Raw genomic sequence first — 21,916 nt, 5'->3', positions numbered from 1 at the left:
CGCATAACGTTACACTGTTATTACCATAGCCGCTTCGTTTTTATTTTGCTCTGTATTAACCAGAAGAAAATAAAAACGAAGCGGCTATGGTATTTCATAAAAGTAACGTTATAACAACTGTATTGTTTTAAAATACGATTAGTGCCGGGGGTGTCTCAGCAACTTTTTTACATATTGGCGCAGCAATTCCGTATCGTGATCAGGAACGCTGGCATCCGGCTTTACGCCTTCAAGTGCCCCCTCTACCTGACGTATCAACATCTCCTGCTCGTTTTGCGCCATGTTACGTAACATTGCTGTGACGATAATCTCTAACGCTTCTACCTGAGCAACCAGTTCTTTCGACTCTTCTTCTTTTTGGGCTAGCTTAAGCAACAACTCTGCTATGAGATTTTTCATGACCATATTTCCTTATTAGTTCCAGGGTGACGTTATCACTATGAAGAACCACTGCCTAGAGGCTGAAAGTACTATTTTTATGATACAGGAAGAACTTTACACAAATAATTATCACTGTCGCCGCAGCGAAACGTTTCTCAGACCGAAAACGAGACGATAATAAACCATCAAAAAACAATAATCACGCTATATCATAATTTAAGGTTATGCCATCTATAGAAAAACTTCACGGATAAAGAATATATCTTTTAATTTAAACCATATCGTAACGGCAGAAGCGCCGTTACGATGCACCGCTATTGGCCTTTCGCTTTTTGCGCGTTACGCCGACGACGTAACGCCAGGGTCAGTTGTCCAATATTGATCAACACGATCGCCGCCGTAGCGATAAAAACCCAGCGGAAACCGGCCATCGCCGATACCGTCGCGCCCATCAACGGCCCAACCACGTTGCCCAGGTACATAAATGACTGGTTGTAGCCAAAAATACGTCCGGTAATTTGGTCGCTGGAGTATTTCACCAATAACGTTTGTACGGCGGGTAACATCGCGCCATCGGCAAAGCCCAACAAGAAACGCAACAGTCCCAACTGGAACGGCGTGGTGACCCAGGACATCGCGAAGAAAAGCAGCACTGCGCAGATAAGCGTGGCCATCAGAATTCTTTCCGTGCCGATTCTGTCGCCAAGTTTTCCCAGGCGAGGCGCGGAGATAAGCGCAGAGATACCGGGCACCGAGGCAATTAACCCGCTAAGAAAGGCGATGTTATTACTGTCCGGCATCATTGATTTGATAAACAGCGCCAGGATTGGACTGATGGAACCATTACAGAGTTGAATGACCATCGTGGTAAAAAACAAACTGATCACCAGCGCAGGATAAGGTAACGACGCAAAAACGGCTTTACCGCTCAGGCGTTCGCTTTTTCTGATGACCGGACGCACGCCTTCTTTAATTAAAAATAGCGTGACCAGAAAGCTCACCACCAACAGCATGGCAGTAATCAGAAATACCGCCCGCAGCCCGATATGATCCGCGACAAAACCGCCCATTAACGGCCCGCCGATAACGCCGCTGATCTGCGCGGTAGAAAGCGTACTGAGCGCCCAGCCGCTACGTTCGCGTGGTACCTGAGAGGCTACCAGCGCCATGGCATTGGGGATATAGCCTGACGTTAACCCCATGATTCCGCGCAGCAGGAAAAGTTGCCAGACATGGGTCGCAAATGCCTGCAGTAGAATAGCTATCGCCATCCCGAGCGACGCGCGCAATAGCATCAGTTTACGCCCTTTACGATCGGCGAGACTGCCCCACATCGGCGACACAATGGCGGAAATAAGAAACGTGATGCTAAACGTTAACCCGGACCACATTGATAACGCTTCATGGGAAGAGACGCCAAGCTGGGAAATATAAAGAGGTAAGAATGGCAGGATTTGGCTGATTGCCAGCCCGGTAAAAAAACATCCAAACCAAACGGAAATTAGATTAACTTTCCAGGATTCCATAAGACTCGTAACGGTAAGTAGCTGAAAATACGCGTTAGCTTAGCAAGTTCTCTTTTTCCTGGTGGTTCCAGAGGTGCGATACGTCACACTTTGCTATTTTGTCTCCCCGTTCATCATTTTTGTGAAACATGTCACATTATATAGCCGCGCAAGGCAGACGTTTATGCTTTAACGACACACGCCGTAGCCCCGCATTCCAAGATGAAAATGGTTAGCATGAGCAGCGTTATAGTCAGGCCCGAGCCCATTGCCATAATAATGGCAACTGGCGTTTAACATAGCGCGTAACCAGGGCCCCGTCTCCTCACGCCCCCAGCCGCGCAGAACAGTGATTTTTCGGCCATCTGATAGCTGAAACCCGCTGACATCCAGCGCTTCTGCGCTGGCATGTTCACTGCGACGCGCATCCGGGCGGTGATAAATATTACGGCAGGCATAGCTGCCCAGATGTTCGATGCGGGTCAGGCGGCGCTTCATCCACGTTTCTGTTAAAGGTTTTGCCTGCTGTTCGACAAACAGCGCGGAGCGCAGCGCCAGCGGGCAGGAGGCTAAAAAACTGCTGCTCAGTTTAACCTGGCCAAAATCTCTGACGCGCACAACATGGGACAAGGGACATTCACCAGCGCTATCCGCAACAGGTTGTGATGAAATTAATCCCTGTTGATTGGCCGCCGTCAAAAGCTCCCGGCACTGCGACGGCGTCAGGCGCTGTAGTTTGAAGGTCGTGATCCAGCCTGGCGGATCGGCAAGTTGTAGCGGAGCAAAAGGATTATAATAAGAGGGAAGATAACGATATCCCAGCCCGCCAATGCCGCCCAACAGCACAATAATCAGAAAACCCTTACCTCTCACGCGGCCTCCGTTCTCACATCCCATAAACATTATGGCAGAACCCCGCGAAACCCGCGTTTTGTCGTGGTAATGTATACGCTTTGCATTCGATGGAATGGGTTTTTAAGATGGCGAAATTGCGGGTAGGAATAGTATTTGGCGGTAAGTCGGCGGAACATGAAGTGTCTTTGCAATCAGCGAAAAATATCGTTGATGCGATCGATAAAACCCGCTTCGACGTGGTGCTGTTAGGGATAGATAAGGCAGGACAATGGCATGTTAACGATGCGGAAAATTATTTGCAGAATGCAGACGATCCGGCACATATCGCGCTACGTCCTTCGGCAATCAGTCTGGCCCAGGTGCCTGGCAAACACCAACACCAATTGATTAACGCTCAGAACGGGCAGCCGCTACCGACGGTAGATGTTATTTTTCCTATCGTCCACGGAACGCTGGGCGAAGACGGCTCATTGCAGGGGATGCTGCGCGTCGCAAACTTACCGTTTGTCGGTTCAGACGTGCTGAGCTCCGCAGCCTGCATGGATAAAGACGTCGCCAAACGACTGCTACGCGATGCAGGACTGAATATCGCCCCGTTTATTACACTCACCCGAACGAATCGTCACGTGTTTAGTTTTGCCGAGGTTGAATCCCGTCTGGGACTGCCGCTGTTCGTTAAGCCCGCCAATCAGGGCTCTTCGGTCGGCGTTAGTAAAGTCACTAACGAAGCGCAATATCAGCAGGCGGTCGCGCTGGCTTTCGAATTCGATCATAAAGTGGTGGTGGAGCAAGGGATCAAAGGGCGCGAGATCGAATGCGCCGTATTAGGTAACGATAACCCACAGGCCAGTACCTGCGGCGAAATCGTACTGAATAGCGAATTTTACGCCTACGATACTAAGTATATTGATGATAACGGCGCACAAGTTGTCGTGCCTGCGCAGCTTCCTTCCGGGGTAAATGACAAGATCCGCGCGATCGCGATCCAGGCTTATCAGACACTGGGATGCGCGGGTATGGCGCGTGTCGATGTCTTCTTAACGGCAGACAATGAGGTCGTGATTAACGAGATTAATACGCTGCCAGGTTTTACCAATATCAGTATGTATCCAAAACTCTGGCAGGCGAGCGGATTGGGCTATACCGATTTGATCAGCCGTCTGATTGAGCTGGCGCTGGAACGCCATACGGCGAATAACGCCTTAAAAACCACGATGTAATACCGCACGCCCGATAGCGCAACGTTTATCGGGCGTCTTTTACCTCGTCATCTTCGCGCCGGCGAATGATGAACCCCGCCAGCCAGAAGCTAATAATCCACGTTACCAGCCCAACGCCATAGGTTTGCCATCCTTTCGCCTCAAATCCCAGCAATCCTACGACGCCATTCAAAATAAAGATAAGGCCAATAGAGAAGGCATAGTAGTGCCAGTCACGACGAATTTTTACAGGCAAACGCATAACGACTCCGACGTATTAACAGCAACAAAAACGTATTTTTGCATACTTCTGGCGGGCGAGTCTGTGGGGGGATACGGAATTTCTTAAATGTTAATTGATTTTGATAAAAGTGATCATTTTGTGACAACTAACAAAAATTTACGCGATGGATACATTCCGTATGTGAAATTACCATGATTCTGATATTGACAAACACAATGACCTGTCAGACTTCACAGTAAGCCGATGGCATAACGCCAGATCGTAGCCGATCATCCTGGAGGTCTTTATGGCTGATTTCACTCTCTCAAAATCGCTGTTCAGCGGGAAGCATCGAGAAACCTCCTCTACGCCCGGAAATATTGCTTACGCCATATTTGTACTGTTTTGCTTCTGGGCCGGAGCGCAACTCTTAAACCTGCTGGTTCATGCGCCGGGCATCTATGAGCATCTGATGCAGGTACAGGATACAGGTCGACCGCGGGTAGAGATTGGGCTGGGCGTCGGGACGATTTTTGGCCTGGTGCCCTTCCTCACGGGCTGCCTCATTTTCGCCGTTATCGCCGCGTTTTTACGCTGGCGTCACCGTCACCAATAAACCTTAGCGCGCTGGAGAAAATATCCCAGCGCGAAATTTATCGCCCCATACACCGCGCCCGCCGCTCATCAACTCGTTTAGCAAACCAGGCGGTCGTCAGCTTGCGCGTGATCTTCGGGCTTTCCAGTTGAATACCGGGCAACATTTCCCGCGCAAGCGTCTTGCCCGTTTTGGCCTCGGCCAGTTTATAGACTTTCTTGTAGAGCGCCGTTTTTTCAAACGCCAGGCTATCGCCTTTCTCCAGTTGGCTGCGAATTTCGCGCTCACTCATTCCCAACTGCCCTGCCAGTTTGCGCACCGCTAACTCTGTTTTGCCCGGTTCCTTGCTGTTATAACGAATCAGATCACCATCCAGCGCCAGTTTTACCCCACTGGCTTTACTGACGGCATTCTGGAACGCAGCGTTACGGCTGGCGTACCATCCCGCGTTGAAGTCGGCGAAGCGGAAAACAGGCGCGCTGTAGTTCGCCGGGTAATTCAGCAAATGGTAGGTTCCAAACCACAATCCGCCACGGCGCGTAAAGACCTCCTGACGTACCGTACCCGCCATCTTCCACGGATAGCCTTTCGCGTGCTGTTCGGCAAAGGCAATGCTGACCTGCATCGGGCCGCCCGTATGCACCGGGTTATATGAGCCAAATAGCGTCTGCCCCATAGGGACCATATTGATAAAGTCGTCAAAAATAGCGCTAAGCTGTTTTTCGGTTTTTACCGTGTCCAGGCGTTCGCTATAGCTCTTGCCGTTGGGGGAGTTAATTTTCAGCGCGGTGTGCACCAGAAACAGAGGAATGTGTAGTCGTTCAGCGCGGCGATCAATCTCCTGCCAGGCGATTTTACTTAGCCCCGGCACGACAGGATCCGCCTGATAACCGGACTCCTGCTGGGCGACAGCCAGCACCGAACAGATATTTTCTACCGTCGGCGCCAGCCCCTGGCTCTTAAATGTTGTCGCGATATCTTTCGCCCAGGCCTCTCTGTCTTTGACAGTGGCTGGCATTTTCTGACGAACTACGCTTGCCACGTCGACAGGCTTCTCGCCCTTGCTCACCGGCTGCCCGGATTGACTACTACAGCCAGCCAATATGGCGACCGCCAGAAAAGGCAGAGGATAAAGACGGGACGCCGCCGACATAACGTTTCCTTCTGTTAGCTAAAAGAGTGGGTCACTTCCTGAACTGGCTGACCATCCAACTGACGTTCAAAGCTACGTAAACGTTTATAAATAGACATCAGCTCCACCAGCGTCGTCCAGGAGTTAATCAAATACTGGAACGAACCGCGCACCTGGCCAAACACGTTGGTGATTTGCGTCATCAGACCCAGCGTAATCGTACCGGCAACAATGGAAGGAAACAGCAGGAACAAACCGAAAACGTTATCGACCTGCAAATAGAGAATGCGCGCGATGTTGAAATACATATAGTGAAAGTAGAGACGGAAGTAGTTATGACGCACCGCGCTAAACAGTTCACGGACGGTGGGCGGCGTGGCGCGGCTGGCGTCATCTTCACCGTAGACCAGCTCCTTACGATAAGCTGCTTCCACTCGCTGATTTTTAAATTCCAGCCCCGGCAATTTGATCCCGACGACCGCCAGCAGGCCCGTCCCCATTAATGACCAGACTATGGCGGCAATGACCAGGCCGTAAGGGATATGTCCTACGATGGGTAAATCCGGCACATGCGCTGACAGGGTGACTAACACCGGCAGAAAGGCGATGAGCGTCATGATGGCATTGATAAAACTCACGCCCATATTCTCCAGTGTAGAGGCAAAACGCATGGTGTCCTCCTGCACACGCTGGGCGGCCCCTTCGATATGGCGCAGGTACTGCCAGTGCGCCATATAGTGCTCATTCATTGCGGTACGCCAGCGAAATACATAGTGGCTGACAAAGAAGTTGTTCAGCACGCCGATCACCACGGCGATAAGCGCAATACCGAGAAACACCCCCACTTCATGATAAAATTGACCAAGAGTGACCTTGTGCGGCGAGCTGAGCGCCGTTTGAATCAAATCATAGAACGGCGCGTACCAGGCGTTAACCGCAACGCCAACCTCCACCAAAAACCAGGTGACAAAAATAATGAGCGAGGTGCCAAGTATCGACCAGTACTGCCAGCGGTGCGGGCTATAGATGAACCAGAACGTTGCAAATAATCCCACGCAAATCAGGTAATAAGCATAAAAAATCAGATAGTCCAGCGACCAGAAGCGCGCTGCGCTGATAGGCACTTCATCGGATGCCCCTACAAGTCGCGCCACCCAATCTCCTCCTCCTGCCTGCCAGAAAATGACGGCGATCAGCGCCCAAACAAACGCCGACATGAAAAACGGCCCTGGCTTTGGGAAAAAAGATTTAAACATCATGCTCTCCTGCTAACTTCTTCTCTTTATTACGGCTGCTGTGATGACGGCAATATCACGCCATGCCCACGCAAATGAAAGGGCTAAACCAGGCATTGTGACCTACGTTGTGACGCTTAGTTCGCACTTCTGCTCAACAGAATTGTTTCGACGAGTTTCATCCTAAGCAGGCAGGCTGACGCTATCAGGTTATCACAAGCGCTCTATCACAAAAGTAAACATTCTCCATCACGAAAACCCGCCTGTTACGTTTTTTCACCCACTTTTTTCTCTTTAACGTTTTGCAATGTGCCGCCGGGTAGTATAAATACGCATAACCACCGTTATTTCACTTATGGACATCACCGTTGAAACGTAGTCTGCTTTTTACTGCCATGCTGTTTGCGGCATCACTTACTTCTGTCCAGGCGGCTCAGCCGATTGCCGATCCGGTTTTTGCCTCTGATATCGTTGATCGTTATGCCGAGCATATCTTTTATGGTAGCGGCGCCACGGGCATGGCGCTGGTGGTGATCGACGGCAATCAACGCGTGTTTCGTAGTTTCGGTGACACCAGACCGGGCAATAATGTTCGTCCACAGCTTGATTCGGTCATTCGTATCGCTTCGCTCACCAAGCTCATGACCAGTGAAATGTTGGTAAAATTGCTCGATCAGGGAACGGTAAAATTAAACGATCCTCTCAGCAAATATGCGCCTCCCGGCGCGCATGTCCCGACGTATCAAGGCACGCCGATTACGTTGGTCAACTTAGCAACCCACACCAGCGCGCTTCCGCGAGAACAGCCAGGCGGCGCGGCGCATCGTCCGGTATTTGTCTGGCCAACCCGCGAACAACGCTGGAACTGGCTCTCCACAGCAACGTTAAAAGTCGCGCCCGGTTCACAGGCGGCCTATTCCAATCTGGCGTTCGACCTGTTAGCCGACGCGCTGGCGACCGCCTCCGGCAAACCTTATACGCAACTGTTTGAAGAAAAGATTACCCGCCCGCTGGGAATGAAAGACACCACGTTTACCCCTTCTCCCGATCAGTGTAAGCGTCTGATGGTGGCAGAAAAAGGCGCAAGCCCCTGTAATAATACGCTGGCTGCCATTGGCAGCGGCGGGGTCTATTCTACGCCAGGAGATATGATGCGCTGGATGCAACAGTATCTGTCGTCAGATTTCTATCACCGTAGCCAACAGGCCGATCGTATGCAAACGTTGATTTATCAGCGCACACAGTTAAAGAAAATCATCGGGATGGACGTACCGGGTAAAGCCGACGCGCTCGGTCTGGGTTGGGTCTATATGGCACCAAAAGACGGACGTCCTGGCATTATCCAGAAAACAGGAGGAGGCGGCGGTTTTATTACCTATATGGCGATGATCCCGCAATATAATATTGGCGCTTTTGTGGTCGTAACCCGTTCCCCCCTCACTCGTTTTACCAATATGAGCGACGGGATTAACGATTTGGTTACTGAGCTAAGCGGCAATAAACCGGTTGCTATTCCTGCATCCTGAGTCGTCGCGCCTCGCGCTATATCAGACGAGGCGCAACATTCTTGTTAATATTCGGAGGGCAAACGGTTAATACTGATCAGTTTGCCTTTATTCATTTCAATGTAATTACCCTTACGCAGGGCCGCGAGAACTTCCGCCACCACCGATCGCGATACGCGCGTTCGTTGATGAATATAATTCATAACACCAATACGTGAGCGAAGTTCTTCATCCCACTCAATCATTGTCATTAACGTCGCACGAATCTGGTCGTAAGAATTATTACCAATGAGCTGCTTGTCACGAAGTTCCAGTACCTGACTTTTCCATACTATCCAACAGAAGGCTTCACGCCACAGTTGGTTCTGCTCAATGATGGCGAGAGTTTGTGATGATGAGAGGCGATAACCGATGCAACCGCTCTCCGCAATTAATTTATATTGTGCCTCTTTTTTCGCCACACCATCGGCTAAGCCGAAAATAAAGGGGGCCTGCACAATACCAATAAGAACTTTATCACCGCGAACTAACGAAACAACCCCCTCTAAAATAACAAAGGTATGGGTATTACTTTCATCAGGTGAACAGATAATCTCTTTATCATTAACAAACTCGAAACGCGTACCATGCTTAGAAAGGCATTTATCGAGTCTGTAGAATTCCTGTAGTGGCTTGCTTAAAGATAACATATGCATTCCTTGCAATAATGCCCGTCAAGTCCTTGACGGGCATTTTTCAGTTTAAATTACCTTTATTTCTCCTGAGAGAAAATGATTACCAAGTATATTTAACACCAACGTTTGCAGACCAGTCTTGATCAACATCACCGCCGCCGAGGTAGTTAGCATCGGTGTAGGCGCTGAAGTTCTTCGTGAAGCTGAACTGAGTACCCAGACCAACACGTACCGCAGAACCTTCTACGCCGTTGTCGATAGAGTCGCCGTTTACGTCAGCATCGTTGTTGGAGTCGTCGTAAACGTAAGCCAGTTTGAAGTACGGCGTCAGCGCCTGATCTTCGCTGTAAGTGAAGGTATAACCTGCATCTACACCGATTTCATAACGCATGCTGTCGTAGGACTGACCGTCAACTTTCATGTCGTTGCTCAGCTGGTAGTCGTCGCCAGACTGGAACAGACCGGATACGCTGCCGTAAGGCGTTACGTAGCCTGCATCACCCAGCTTCAGATCATAACCCAGTTTCAAGCCAAAGCCCCAGGCGTCAGAAGAGGTGTTGCCGTCAACGTAAGTACCGTCGCTCATGTTAGCAGACAAATCGTTGTTGAAGTGAGAGTAGCTCAAGTTACCATCAACAAAGATGTTGTTTGCGAAACGAGCGGAAGAGTAGATGTAGGCAGACTGGCTGTCCTGATCCACCTGACCGGTACGATCGCTCAGATCGCCTTTCGCGAAGCCTGCTGCCGCACCAACGATCCACTTAGCGTTGTTACCGTCAACTTTGGTATCAACACCGACCATGATGCCATTAACATCCTGATCGTAGTTAATGGTGCCGTTGTCGCCGTTGAAGTTACCGCCGAAGTAGCTTACCCATGCGCCGCCGTTATCCGCCAGGCCATGACGAGCGTTGGTCAGACGAGTACCAACGGTGTCTTGTTCCAGGTTCCAGATATTGGTGTTCGCAGAAGGAATGCTCAGCGCCATGTTAGCGTAGTCGGTCAGTTCCATCTGTTCCAGCACGACAGTGTTGCCTTCCTGCTTAGCCTGATAGGTGTAAGCACCCAGGTCAGCTTTGTTTGCTGCAGAGAAGGTTGCGTCGGTGTTTACGTCATTGACATAAATCAGCTCGTTGCCTTTGTAATCTGCAACAGAACCGGCACCAGTAGCGTTGTCGATGCGAACTTTATAGTTACCGGTAGCCGCTACAACATTGTCAACAGAGCTGTTATCCAGTTCGTCGCCGTTGTTGATATCGCCATTACCGTTGATGGTCAGGTGACCGTCAGAGTTCATCGCGATAGTACCGTAACCATAGTTAGCCTGAGTGGTATCCCAGGTACGGTCGTTCACCAGGTCAGCGTTCAGAACATAATCGCTGCTATGGATATTGAACACACCAGAAACAACATTACCGTTGTGATCAGCAGTATTGCCGCTGGTCAGTTCCAGTTTATCAGTGCTGAATACTTCGGTATCAAACTGACCAACATTCACATCCAACATACCACCGTTAGTTACAGTAATGGTATTGGCATACAGATTGGAATAAGTGCTCCATCCAGTAGATTCGGTCAAACCAACAGTACTATAGGAGTCAATTGTCAGGTGATCGGTGTCAACATAACCATCTTCACCAATGTTCAGTGAAGAACCATTAGTCAAATTAATGGTGTCTGATGTTAAATCAGAATTAGAAACATTAACCTGAGAACCATTGTTTACAGCCAGAGTATCAACAGTCGAGTCCCCAACGGTGTCCCATTCAGAACCATTGTTCAGCGTCACGTTAAACACGCCGCTCTGGAAAACTTCATTACCAACGATACGATTCCAGGCATTATCTTCCAATGTTGCGCCTGGAGTAAGGCTGTTCGTTTCAACATCATACATACGGGACGTTGTATCAACAGTATAAGTCGCCTGACCAACCCACTTACTGCCATTATCAAGTGTAAGGTTCAGTTCGTCGACGTTGAGGCCGTCATCAGCCCAGCCATGGTTGGTATCAGGAACACCATCACCGTTAGTATCATCACCATCTTCATCGAAATTGAGGTTCCAGGTACTGGTAAATTTGACATCACCCATCAGCGTAGAATTACTGAAGTACACATTGTTCTTCATTGCATAGTCTGAAGCACCATTGTCATCAGTGAAAGATAATGCAACGTCGCCAGCACCAGTATAATCGCTCGGCTCATCGGAATTGCCAAAGTGACCTGTGCCAAAAGTACCAGTGTCAGTAGTATAAGCACTATCCAGGATATAATCTGAACCGGAAGTTACAGTAGAGTCAAATACATTAATATTGTTATCCCAGTTATGGGATTCCGTCGTGTAAGTGTTGTTGTAAGTATTTCCCTGAGACAAGGCAATACCTGCAACACGGGAATTGTTGGAAATATTGATGTTACTTTCTACATCAAGATTCACCGCCACGCCTTCGCTGACATCGAATGTTTCATTTGTGTACTTAGTTACATCACCATCCTTATAGGAATCAGTGAAGTAAAACGCTTCATAATCATCATCAATGGTGGAATTAGCGATGTTCAGCGTGAACACATCACCGTCATACCAGTTTCCGTCAACAGTATCAGTACCGTTGTTGAACCGATAATATTCAGAATACCCATCGTGATCCAACGTATCAAAACGATCGTAATAACCAATCGGCAGCATGGAAGTAATCGAGCCATGAATAACTGAATTACTAATATTCAGCTCATTACTGGTTGCGTCATTATAATCATGGTTCAGATAATAGGTAGAAATCGTACCGTTAACAGTGTCACCGTTGAACGTCTGATCGAAATCACCATTGGCATTGTTGTAGTAAACGAAACCGCTATAGTTTACATAGTTACCATCAACAGTGCCTGCGGCATCCATATTATTCCAATCAAGCGCGGTGGTAGGATTGTCGTAATAAGTCCAGGTATCGTAAGTAGTAGCATTCGCCTGAGAAGTGATTGCCAGAGTGCAAGCCAATGCTAATTGTGAGACTACAAGTTTCTTTTTCCAGGAGTGCATTTGTCATCCCTCCTCAGGGACGTAATATAGTTGATCCATCAATTATCAATGCATAAAAACATATAGATGTTTAGCAAGGAGGATTATGCGGCGTCATTGCTAAAAGGTTCAATTATTCTTTATCCTCAGTCCGGATTCGGACATGAATTAAAAAGACGTAATAAAAGGAAAATAGATAATTAAAAATCATTCTTTTTCATGAGGTTACAAGAAAATAAAAAAATAAAATACATATGAGATAAATATGGATTAAAGAAAAATAAAATAAATATGAATAATGTTAAAACCCACATTTACTTAAATGACGATGAAATAAAACTAAAAACAACGTAAAACTAATTCTTATTTAAAATGATATAGTACCTGAGGTATTAATCTCCGGTATATAAAAGAAGCGCCATGTTCTGCCGCCGCTGGGGCTGCGCCTGCTACGTTAAGGACCGTTTTCGTAAAACATCTGCCTGCAGATTCAGGTATACTGGGCCTTCGATTCCACAAACATCAGGCAGACCATGACAGACCTTATCCATCGCCCTCGCCGCCTGCGCAAATCCGCTGCGCTGCGCGCTATGTTTGAAGAGACAACACTTAGCCTGAACGACCTGGTGTTGCCGATCTTTGTTGAAGAAGAACTCGACGATTACAAAGCTATTGATGCCATGCCCGGCGTAATGCGTATCCCGGAAAAGCAGCTGGCGCGAGAGATTGAACGTATCGCAAATGCTGGTATTCGTTCCGTTATGACCTTCGGCATTTCCCACCATACTGATGACACCGGCAGCGATACCTGGAAAGAAGACGGTCTGGTGGCAAGAATGTCCCGCATCTGTAAGCAAACCGTGCCGGAGATGATCGTCATGTCCGACACCTGCTTCTGCGAATACACCTCGCACGGCCACTGCGGCGTGTTGTGCGAACACGGTGTGGATAACGATGCGACGCTGGCCAACCTCGGCAAGCAGGCCGTTATCGCGGCGGCGGCTGGAGCAGATTTTATTGCGCCCTCCGCGGCCATGGATGGACAAGTCCAGGCTATCCGCCAGGCGCTGGATGCCGCCGGTTTTACCGATACGGCAATAATGTCCTACTCCACCAAGTTCGCCTCTTCTTTCTACGGCCCCTTCCGTGAAGCAGCGGGTACCGCGTTAAAAGGCGACCGCAAGACGTATCAAATGAATCCGATGAACCGCCGTGAAGCGATTCGCGAATCACTGCTCGACGAAGCCCAGGGCGCGGATTGCTTAATGGTGAAACCGGCCGGCGCGTATCTGGACGTGCTGCGTGAAATCCGCGAACGCACAGAGTTGCCGCTTGGCGCTTACCAGGTGAGCGGTGAATACGCCATGATTAAATTTGCTGCTATGGCTGGCGCCATTGATGAAGAAAAGGTCGTGCTGGAAAGTCTGGGCTCGATTAAACGCGCCGGCGCCGATTTGATTTTCAGTTACTTCGCGCTGGATCTGGCTGAGAAAAATATTCTGCGTTAATTCTGTTACAGGGCGGCGCGCTGCCGCCCTTTCCCGACGTTCCCCCCCCCCCACTATTCAGTCGCTGACGCTAACCCGTTGCCGGACGCGGCTTATCGGCTTACGGCTATTCCTCGATCGCCTGGCGAATTTGCTGCAACGATGCGGGATCGTCAATGGTTGTCAGATCGCCCGGATCGCGGCCTTCACAGATTGCCTGGATCGTGCGGCGAAGCATCTTTCCGGAACGCGTTTTGGGGAGCTGCGAGACAAACCAGACATGCGCCGGACGACCAAAGTGACCGATCTGGTTGTCCACCAGCGCCATAATCGCGTTTTCCTCGTCGCGCGCCGCCTCGCGATCCGCCAGCGTATCGCTCTGCTTCGGAATGACAAACGCCACCGCCACCTGCCCTTTCAGAGCGTCTTTTATCCCCACTACCGCCACTTCCGCTACGTTCGGGTAGCTGGAGATACTTTCTTCTATTTCTCGCGTCCCCAGCCGATGACCCGCAATATTAATCACATCATCGGTACGGCCCAGAATAAAGTAATACCCCTCGGCGTCGCGGATTCCCCAGTCGAAGGTGGCATAAACCTGACGGGTAAACAGCGACCAGTAAGTCTTCACAAAACGCGCATCGTCGCCCCAGATAGTCTGAATACAGCCCGGCGGCAGCGGCCCCTCGATCACCAGCATCCCCTTTTCATTTATGCCGCAAGGTTCGCCGGTGACTTCATTGAGTAGCTGGACGTTATAACCGTACATCGGCACGCCGGGACTTCCCAGACGCGGCGGCCTGTCATCCAGCGCACGCGCCAGCGCCATGATCGGCCAGCCGGACTCCGTCTGCCAATAATTGTCGATAACCGGCACACCCAGCGTCTCCGTCACCCAACTGGCCGTCGGCTCGTCCAGCGGCTCACCGGCCAGATAAAGCGCCTCCAGCGAGGAGAGATCGTGATTGCGGATTTGCGCCGTCGGAAATTTTTTCAGCACGCGAATCGCGGTCGGGGCGGAAAACATCCGGTTAACCTGGTATTTCTCGACAATTTTCCACCAGACCCCGCAATCCGGGTACGTCGGCAGTCCTTCGTAAACAATAGTCGCCATGCCTGCCAGCAGCGGCGCGTAAACGATATAGGAGTGGCCGACGACCCAGCCGATATCCGATGCGCAAAAGAATACGCCGCCCGCCTTGCCGCCAAAAATGGTGTCCATCGAGGTTGCCAGCGCCACCGCATAACCGCCGACGTCGCGCTGGACGCCTTTCGGTTTGCCGGTAGTGCCGGAGGTGTAAAGAATGCACGAGGTTTCATTGGATTCCAGCCACGCCACCGGCACGCTCGCACCGAGATGCTGCTGGCGCAACGTGGCAAAATCCAGATCGCGCCCATCCACCCACGCCATTTTCGCCAGCCCTCTGTCCACCAGCAGAACGTGTTTCGGCTGATGCTGCGCCTGCGCAATAGCGTCATCAAGCAGCTTTTTATACGGCAGGATTTTACCGCCCCGCGCTCCGGCATCCGCCGACACAATCAGCGCCGGTCTGGCATCGTCAATGCGCGCCGCCACGCTGTGCGAGGCAAAACCGCCAAAGACCACCGAATGGATCGCGCCAATGCGCGCGCAGGCCAGCAGGGTTATCTGCGCTTCGGCAATCATCGGCATATAGACCAATACGCGATCGCCACGCTGCACGCCCAGCGACAGCAGCATAGCGGCCACAGCGTTGACTTCATCATGCAACTGGCTGAAGGTAAATGTACGCTCTTCATCGGTCTCTGATGAGACGGCAATCAGCGCCAGCGCCTCCGGCTGTTTATCCAGCCAGCGGTCAACGGCGTTATGACATAAGTTAGTGGTGCCGCCGCAAAACCAGCGGGCAAACGGTGGACGGCTATGATCCAGCGTCTGCGTAAACGGCTGTCGCCAGTCGATACGTCGGGCCTGCTTGGCCCAGAACGCCTCCGGTTCGTTAATGGAACGCTGATAAAATTCGCTAAAAGACATCACGCTCTCCTGTTGAACTTACGCCTTATTGCTGGCTGGCTCAGATGACATATAAATCGAGGTATTCGTTAACCGGCATCTGCTCCAGGCGGGCTCTGTCCAGGGAGACATCCAGAATGCGTTGCTGCTGGCGAGTCGGGAACTGACGCGCCAGGTTAATTTTAAATTTTTCGATAAGCTTCGGAATACCGTCGGCGCGGCGACGCGCATGACCAATCGGATACTCCACGACAACCTCGCCAAAGCGTGAGCCATCAGTAAACTCCACGGTGATCGCATTGCCGATAGCACGTTTTTCCGGGTCGTGATAGTCGGCGGTAAAAGCCGGGTCCTCATAACACACGATTTTCTCGCGCAGGGCGTCAATACGCTTGTCCTGCGCCACCTCGTCTTCATAATCCGCCGCGGTTAACCGTCCGAACAGCAGCGGCACGGCGACCATATACTGGATACAGTGATCGCGGTCCGCCGGGTTATTGAGCGGGCCTTTTTTATCGATAATGCGGAGACAGGCTTCGTGGGTGCGGATGGTCACTTTCTCGATATCCGCTGCCGTTTTGCCCGCGGCCTGCATCTGCTCGTACAGCGTCATCGCCGCTTCGACGGCGGTTTGCGAGTGGAATTCTGCCGGGAAAGAAATTTTGAACAGCACGTTTTCCATCACGTAGGAGCCGTAAGGGCGCTGGAAACGGAACGTTTCACCTTTGAATGAAACGTCGTAGAAGCCCCAGGTTTTGGCGGTGAGCGCCGAGGGATAGCCCATCTCGCCGGTTTTCGCCATCAGCGCCAGACGTACCGCGCGCGAAGTCGCATCGCCCGCCGCCCAGGATTTGCGCGTACCGGTATTCGGCGCATGACGATAGGTACGCAGCGACTGGCCATCCACCCACGCCAGCGATACCGCGTTGAGGATCTCATCGCGCGTCAGCCCCAGCATTTCAGCGACCACCGCGGTCGAGGCCACTTTGACCAGCAGCACATGATCAAGCCCGACACGGTTGAAGGCGTTTTCCAGCGCGATGCAGCCCTGAATTTCATGGGCTTTGATCATCCCGCTCAATACCTGTTTCATGGTCAGCGGCGCTTTGCCGGCGGCGACGGCGTTGCGTGACAGCCAGTCCGCAATCGCCAGAATACCGCCGAGGTTATCAGAAGGATGGCCCCATTCGGCGGCAAGCCAGGTATCGTTAAAATCGAGCCAGCGGATCATCGCGCCAATGTTAAAGGCTGCCTGTACCGGATCGAGCTGGAACTGGGTGCCCGGCACGCGTGCGCCGTTGGGCACCACCGTGCCTGGCACGATTGGCCCAAGCAATTTTTTACAGGCCGGGTATTCCAGCGCTTCCAGACCACAACCGAGCGTGTCGAGCAGACAATAATGCGCGGTGTCGTACGCCACCTTTGAGGTGATGTCGTAGTTCATCACGTAATCCACGATATCGACGATTTCGCGGTCAAATTCCGGGCGGATGTTCAGTTCTTGGGTAGACATAGGGTACGTTTCCTGCGTTTTATTTTTAATAAGAGTGAGTTAGCAACGATCGTCTATCGAGACAAACGGACGATCTTCCGGCCCGGTATAGTTGGCAGAGGGGCGAATAATTTTGTTGTCCTGACGCTGTTCAATAATGTGCGCCGCCCAGCCGGTAACGCGGGCGATGACAAACAGCGGGGTGAACATTTCGGTAGGGACGCCCATCATGTTGTAGGAGACCGCCGAAAACCAGTCGAGATTCGGGAACATCTTTTTGGTCTCCCACATCACCGTTTCCAGACGGTCGGCGATGTGGTACATCTTCAGCGAGCCGCCTTCTTCTGAAAGCTGTTTCGCCACCCGTTTAATCACCTGATGGCGCGGGTCGGCGATGGTGTAAACCGGATGTCCAAAGCCAATCACCACCTCTTTGTTTTCCACGCGCTTACGGATATCCGCCTCTGCCTCGTCCGGCGTTTCATAACGCTGTTGAATTTCCAGCGACACCTCATTCGCCCCGCCGTGTTTCGGGCCGCGCAGCGCGCCAATCGCGCCGATAATCGCGGAGTAGACATCCGAGCCGGTCCCGGCAATCACCCGACTGGTAAACGTCGAGGCGTTGAACTCATGCTCGGCATACAGCACCAGCGAAATATGCATCGCCTTTTCCCAGCTTTGGGTTGGCTTTTCACCATGCAGCAGATGCAGGAAATGGCCGCCGATGGAATCATCGTCGGTTTCCGGCTGAATACGTTCGCCGTTGTGGCTGTAGTGATACCAGTAAAGAAGGATAGAGCTGAGCGAGGCCAACAGCTTATCGGCAATATCGCGCGCGCCGGAGACGGTATGTGCCTCTTTTTCCGGCAGGGTACAGCCCAGCGCGGAAACGCCGGTACGCATCACGTCCATCGGGTGCGAGGCCGCCGGTAACGCTTCCAGAACGGTACGGACATTGGCGGGTAATCCGCGCAGCGCTTTTAACTTGCTTTTATACGCGTTCAGCTCGTCGCGGGTCGGTAATTTTCCGTGGATCAGTAAATGCGCGACTTCTTCAAATTCGCAGTGCTCCGCCAGATCGAGAATGTCGTAACCGCGATAGTGCAGATCGTTACCGCTTTTTCCCACGGTACACAGAGCGGTATTTCCGGCAGGTACGCCGGAAAGCGCGACCGATTTTTTGGGCTTAATGACATGGTTATTATTTTGCAGGATCGTGGTGTCGCTCATAGTGTCCTCGTCATTTTTTTAATGTGTAGGATATTGAGGCGTGTAGGCCGGATAAACGTAGTGCCATCCGGCATTGCCTGATGGCGGCTTCGCCTTATCAGGCCTACAGGCTACGATTTTTTATTCCTGTACAGCGCGTCCAGCTTCTCTTCGAACTGGTAGTAATTGATGCTTTCGTACAGCTCGTTGCGGGTCTGCATGATGTCGATCACGTTCTTTTGCGTCCCTTCCTGGCGCAGCACGGTATAGACTTTTTCTGCGGCGCGGTTCATGGCGCGAAACGCCGACAACGGATAGAGCGCCATCGCCACGTTTGCGCTGCGCAACTCGTCGGTCGTAAACAGCGGCGTCGCGCCAAACTCAGTGATGTTGGCGAGGATCGGCACCTGCGCCACGTCGGCGAACTGGCGGTACATCGACAGTTCGGTGATCGCCTCCGGGAACAGCATGTCAGCCCCCGCGTCCACGTAAGCCTGCGCACGATCGAGAGCCGCCTCCAGCCCTTCCACCGCCAGCGCATCGGTACGCGCCATGATCACAAAGTTCGGATCGGTGCGCGCATCCACTGCCGCCCGAATTCTGTCTACCATCTCCTCTTTCGAGACGATCGCTTTGTTGGGACGGTGTCCACAGCGCTTAGCGCCAACCTGGTCTTCAATATGCAGCGCGGCGGCGCCCGCTTTGGCTATGGACTTTACCGTCCGCGCGACATTAAAGGCGGAGGAGCCAAAGCCAATATCCGCATCCACCAACAGCGGCAGCGGGCAAACATCCGTGATGCGCCGGATATCGGTTAACACATCATCCAGCGTCGAAATCCCCAGATCCGGCAGTCCGAGCGAGCCCGCCGCTACGCCGCCGCCAGAAAGATAGATAGCCTGATACCCGGCCCGTTGGGCCAACAGAGCATGGTTGGCATTAATAGCGCCGACAATTTGTAATGGATTCTCTTTAGCGAGCGCGGCGCGAAATGCCTGCCCCGGCGAATGTAAAGACATATCTCGTCCTCATGTTAGTAAATTGTTACTCAGAATGTATTCACCAAAGCAAAGGCTATGCCAGGCAAAGAGGCAGCGAGAAAATTAAATACAATGAGATTTAAAAACAGGTAATTACAGTAATGCCTGTTATGAATAAGCGCGATTAAGGGAAAAGAAAAACGTGTCAGCTAACGTTTCATGAAACGAATCACCCCGTTTCATTGCAACATTTATGAAACACGTTTAAAACAAAAAATCGCCCCTTAAAGATGAGCCTACTGCGATGACGACTGCTCACAGCGCTCCGCGCGATAATAGCGATAAACCGGTGATCTGGACGGTCTCCGTAACGCGTCTGTTCGAACTGTTTCGGGATATCAGTCTGGAATTCGATCATCTGGCGACCATCACGCCTATTCAACTCGGCTTTGAAAAGGCGGTGACCTACATTCGCAAAAAACTGGCGACCGAGCGCTGCGACGCGATTATCGCGGCGGGTTCGAATGGGGCCTATTTAAAAAGCCGCCTGTCAATACCGGTGATCCTCATCAAGCCCAGCGGATTCGATGTATTACAGGCGCTGGCGAAAGCGGGAAAGCTCACCTCGTCTATCGGTATCGTGACCTATCAGGAGACCATTCCGGCTTTACTTGCCTTTCAGAAAACGTTTCACCTCCGTCTTGAACAGCGAAGCTATGTCACCGAAGAGGACGCGCGCGGGCAAATTAACGAACTTAAGGCCAACGGTATTGAGGCCGTCGTCGGCGCGGGATTAATTACCGATCTGGCGGAAGAAGCGGGAATGACCGCCATCTTTATTTATTCCGCGGCGACCGTTCGTCAGGCTTTTCATGATGCGCTGGATATGACCCGTCTGACACGGCGCCAGCGCGTGGATTACCCATCCGGCAAGGGATTACAAACCCGGTATGAACTGGGCGATATACGCGGCCAGTCGCCGCAAATGGAGCAGCTCCGCCAGACGATTACGCTCTATGCCCGCTCCCGTGCGGCAGTGCTGATTCAGGGGGAAACAGGGACCGGAAAAGAGCTGGCGGCGCAGGCGATTCACCAGACGTTTTTTCACCGCCAGCCTCACCGTCAGAATAAGCCATCCCCTCCCTTTGTCGCCGTCAATTGCGGCGCGATTACCGAGTCGTTGCTGGAAGCGGAACTGTTTGGTTATGAAGAGGGCGCGTTTACCGGTTCACGACGAGGAGGCCGGGCGGGGCTGTTTGAAATCGCACACGGCGGCACGCTGTTTCTGGATGAAATCGGCGAAATGCCCTTGCCGTTACAAACCCGACTTTTGCGCGTACTGGAGGAAAAAGCCGTCACTCGCGTCGGCGGACACCAGCCGATCCCGGTGGATGTCCGGGTGATCAGCGCTACGCATTGCGATCTGGATCGGGAGATAATGCAAGGACGTTTTCGCCCCGATCTCTTTTATCGCCTGAGTATTCTGCGTCTGACGCTTCCTCCTTTGCGCGAGCGGCAGACTGATATTTTGCCGCTGGCGGAAAGCTTTTTAAAACAGTCGCTGGCGGCGATGGAAATTCCGTTTACCGAATCGATACGTCATGGATTGACACAGTGTCAGCCGCTTTTGCTGGCCTGGCGCTGGCCCGGTAATATTCGCGAACTGCGTAATATGATGGAGCGCCTGGCACTTTTTTTAAGCGTCGATCCCGCGCCAACGCTGGACAGGCAATTTATGCGGCAGTTATTACCTGAGCTTATGGTGAACACAGCAGAACTGACGCCTTCAACCGTGGATGCGCACGCGTTACAGGATGTACTGGCGCGCTTTAAGGGCGATAAGAGCGCCACGGCGCGTTATCTGGGGATTAGCCGCACCACTCTGTGGCGTCGTTTAAAAGCAGGTGCCAAAGACCAGTCGGGTAATTAAGACAAATGACCGCGTCCTGAATGCCTGATGGCGCTACGTTTACTGCAGGCCGTCATCCGGCAAAACGGATGCCGGTTGCCAGGAATAAATATACCCGCCGGAAACCCAGGCGGGTATTTTTATGATGCAACGCTTTTATTTCTTTTTATAAATATCAGCCGTACCATGAATTTTATTTTCTGTCTGCCCGGACGTCAGCACCACCACATCCGCCCCTTTTTCATCCGCCTTTTTGATTAAATCTTCTCTGGCGTCCAGCGGCGACATTTCCCCGGTGGTGGAAATCGTGCCAATTTTCGTGTATTCGGAGGCGACTTTATCAAAGTCCGTTTTTTTCATGATTTCTGCGGCATAAACGTTTGTCACGACAAATGCTAATGCGCCAAGCATAACCTTGTAGCCAGTTTTCATAGCAAAACCCTCGTTTTATTATTACGCCATCATCGCTTTATCAGAACAAAAAGGCCGTTCGGACTGATTAAATAAGTAGTGTAGATTGCTGGAA

The 21,916-nt window shown here is 51.5% G+C and carries 18 protein-coding genes; 5 read left to right on the top strand and 13 right to left on the bottom strand.

Annotated elements, in window-relative coordinates:
• Window positions 1–138 precede the first annotated feature (138 nt).
• The 3 genes from iraP to ABVM99_RS10715 form a co-directional block, all read right to left on the bottom strand.
• Window positions 139–399: an anti-adapter protein IraP gene (iraP, locus tag ABVM99_RS10725; RefSeq protein WP_001518423.1), complete on the bottom strand. Its 261-nt coding sequence runs from the start codon at window positions 397–399 to the stop codon at window positions 139–141.
• Window positions 400–695: 296 nt separating this feature from the next.
• Complete coding sequence (locus ABVM99_RS10720; RefSeq protein WP_000446772.1) at window positions 696–1,907, bottom strand: multidrug efflux MFS transporter; 1,212 nt, start codon at window positions 1,905–1,907, stop codon at window positions 696–698.
• A 168-nt stretch (window positions 1,908–2,075) separates the two neighbouring features.
• Window positions 2,076–2,789 carry an extensin family protein gene (locus ABVM99_RS10715; protein WP_000480792.1) on the bottom strand — a complete coding sequence of 238 codons (714 nt, stop codon included), beginning with the start codon at window positions 2,787–2,789 and terminating at the stop codon, window positions 2,076–2,078.
• A 77-nt stretch (window positions 2,790–2,866) separates the two neighbouring features.
• Between ABVM99_RS10715 and ddlA the strand changes: the two genes are divergently transcribed.
• Window positions 2,867–3,961 carry a D-alanine--D-alanine ligase gene (gene ddlA / locus ABVM99_RS10710; RefSeq protein WP_023194554.1) on the top strand — a complete coding sequence of 365 codons (1,095 nt, stop codon included), beginning with the start codon at window positions 2,867–2,869 and terminating at the stop codon, window positions 3,959–3,961.
• A gap of 25 nt (window positions 3,962–3,986) precedes the next feature.
• On the opposite strand, the gene ABVM99_RS10705 is transcribed toward ddlA, so the two are convergent.
• Window positions 3,987–4,202 carry a DUF2754 family protein gene (locus ABVM99_RS10705; protein ID WP_001239240.1) on the bottom strand — a complete coding sequence of 72 codons (216 nt, stop codon included), beginning with the start codon at window positions 4,200–4,202 and terminating at the stop codon, window positions 3,987–3,989.
• A 268-nt stretch (window positions 4,203–4,470) separates the two neighbouring features.
• Here ABVM99_RS10705 and ABVM99_RS10700 point away from each other — a divergent pair, with 268 nt between their 5' ends.
• On the top strand, window positions 4,471–4,779 hold the full coding sequence (locus tag ABVM99_RS10700; protein ID WP_000763139.1) for a YaiY family protein: 309 nt from the start codon (window positions 4,471–4,473) through the stop codon (window positions 4,777–4,779).
• A 37-nt stretch (window positions 4,780–4,816) separates the two neighbouring features.
• Here ABVM99_RS10700 and yaiW read toward each other — a convergent pair whose 3' ends face one another.
• Both yaiW and sbmA read right to left on the bottom strand, forming a co-directional pair.
• Window positions 4,817–5,911, bottom strand: coding sequence for a surface-exposed outer membrane lipoprotein YaiW (gene yaiW, locus ABVM99_RS10695; RefSeq protein ID WP_023194553.1), 1,095 nt, complete (start codon window positions 5,909–5,911; stop codon window positions 4,817–4,819).
• Between the two features lie 14 nt (window positions 5,912–5,925).
• Complete coding sequence (sbmA, locus tag ABVM99_RS10690; RefSeq protein WP_000477023.1) at window positions 5,926–7,146, bottom strand: peptide antibiotic transporter SbmA; 1,221 nt, start codon at window positions 7,144–7,146, stop codon at window positions 5,926–5,928.
• 347 nt (window positions 7,147–7,493) lie between these two features.
• On the opposite strand from sbmA, the gene ampH reads away from it, so the two are divergent.
• Window positions 7,494–8,651, top strand: a complete 1,158-nt coding sequence (gene ampH, locus ABVM99_RS10685) for a D-alanyl-D-alanine-carboxypeptidase/endopeptidase AmpH (RefSeq protein ID WP_023194552.1) — start codon at window positions 7,494–7,496, stop codon at window positions 8,649–8,651.
• 44 nt (window positions 8,652–8,695) lie between these two features.
• On the opposite strand, the gene iprA is transcribed toward ampH, so the two are convergent.
• Window positions 8,696–9,319 carry a hydrogen peroxide resistance inhibitor IprA gene (gene iprA / locus ABVM99_RS10680; protein WP_000950242.1) on the bottom strand — a complete coding sequence of 208 codons (624 nt, stop codon included), beginning with the start codon at window positions 9,317–9,319 and terminating at the stop codon, window positions 8,696–8,698.
• Between the two features lie 85 nt (window positions 9,320–9,404).
• Window positions 9,405–12,341 carry an autotransporter outer membrane beta-barrel domain-containing protein gene (locus ABVM99_RS10675; RefSeq protein ID WP_000556521.1) on the bottom strand — a complete coding sequence of 979 codons (2,937 nt, stop codon included), beginning with the start codon at window positions 12,339–12,341 and terminating at the stop codon, window positions 9,405–9,407.
• A 512-nt stretch (window positions 12,342–12,853) separates the two neighbouring features.
• Between ABVM99_RS10675 and hemB the strand changes: the two genes are divergently transcribed.
• On the top strand, window positions 12,854–13,828 hold the full coding sequence (gene hemB, locus ABVM99_RS10670) for a porphobilinogen synthase (protein ID WP_000130724.1): 975 nt from the start codon (window positions 12,854–12,856) through the stop codon (window positions 13,826–13,828).
• 106 nt (window positions 13,829–13,934) lie between these two features.
• On the opposite strand, the gene prpE is transcribed toward hemB, so the two are convergent.
• From prpE to prpB, 4 genes are all read right to left on the bottom strand, one after another.
• Window positions 13,935–15,821 (bottom strand): propionate--CoA ligase, encoded by a 1,887-nt coding sequence (gene prpE / locus ABVM99_RS10665; RefSeq protein ID WP_023194551.1) that lies wholly within the window; start codon window positions 15,819–15,821, stop codon window positions 13,935–13,937.
• A 40-nt stretch (window positions 15,822–15,861) separates the two neighbouring features.
• The gene (locus ABVM99_RS10660) at window positions 15,862–17,313 is read right to left on the bottom strand and encodes a bifunctional 2-methylcitrate dehydratase/aconitate hydratase (RefSeq protein ID WP_000107076.1); all 1,452 of its coding nucleotides are present in this window, start codon (window positions 17,311–17,313) and stop codon (window positions 15,862–15,864) included.
• Window positions 17,314–17,352: 39 nt separating this feature from the next.
• Window positions 17,353–18,522 carry a 2-methylcitrate synthase gene (gene prpC, locus ABVM99_RS10655; RefSeq protein ID WP_023194550.1) on the bottom strand — a complete coding sequence of 390 codons (1,170 nt, stop codon included), beginning with the start codon at window positions 18,520–18,522 and terminating at the stop codon, window positions 17,353–17,355.
• Between the two features lie 110 nt (window positions 18,523–18,632).
• On the bottom strand, window positions 18,633–19,520 hold the full coding sequence (gene prpB / locus ABVM99_RS10650) for a methylisocitrate lyase (RefSeq protein ID WP_000052223.1): 888 nt from the start codon (window positions 19,518–19,520) through the stop codon (window positions 18,633–18,635).
• A 265-nt stretch (window positions 19,521–19,785) separates the two neighbouring features.
• On the opposite strand from prpB, the gene prpR reads away from it, so the two are divergent.
• Window positions 19,786–21,411: a propionate catabolism operon regulatory protein PrpR gene (prpR, locus tag ABVM99_RS10645; protein WP_052938265.1), complete on the top strand. Its 1,626-nt coding sequence runs from the start codon at window positions 19,786–19,788 to the stop codon at window positions 21,409–21,411.
• 135 nt (window positions 21,412–21,546) lie between these two features.
• Here the strand turns inward: prpR and yahO are convergent, their stop codons facing one another.
• A complete protein-coding gene (gene yahO, locus ABVM99_RS10640; RefSeq protein WP_000848026.1) occupies window positions 21,547–21,822 on the bottom strand; it encodes a DUF1471 family periplasmic protein YahO in 276 nt (91 codons plus the stop codon).
• Window positions 21,823–21,916: the final 94 nt, after the last annotated feature.

Source organism: Salmonella sp. SJTUF15591 (assembly GCF_043356435.1).
GTDB classification, from domain to species: domain Bacteria; phylum Pseudomonadota; class Gammaproteobacteria; order Enterobacterales; family Enterobacteriaceae; genus Salmonella; species Salmonella enterica.
The sequence above is the reverse complement of the archived record's forward strand: the minus strand, read 5'-3'. Positions and strand labels throughout refer to the sequence as shown.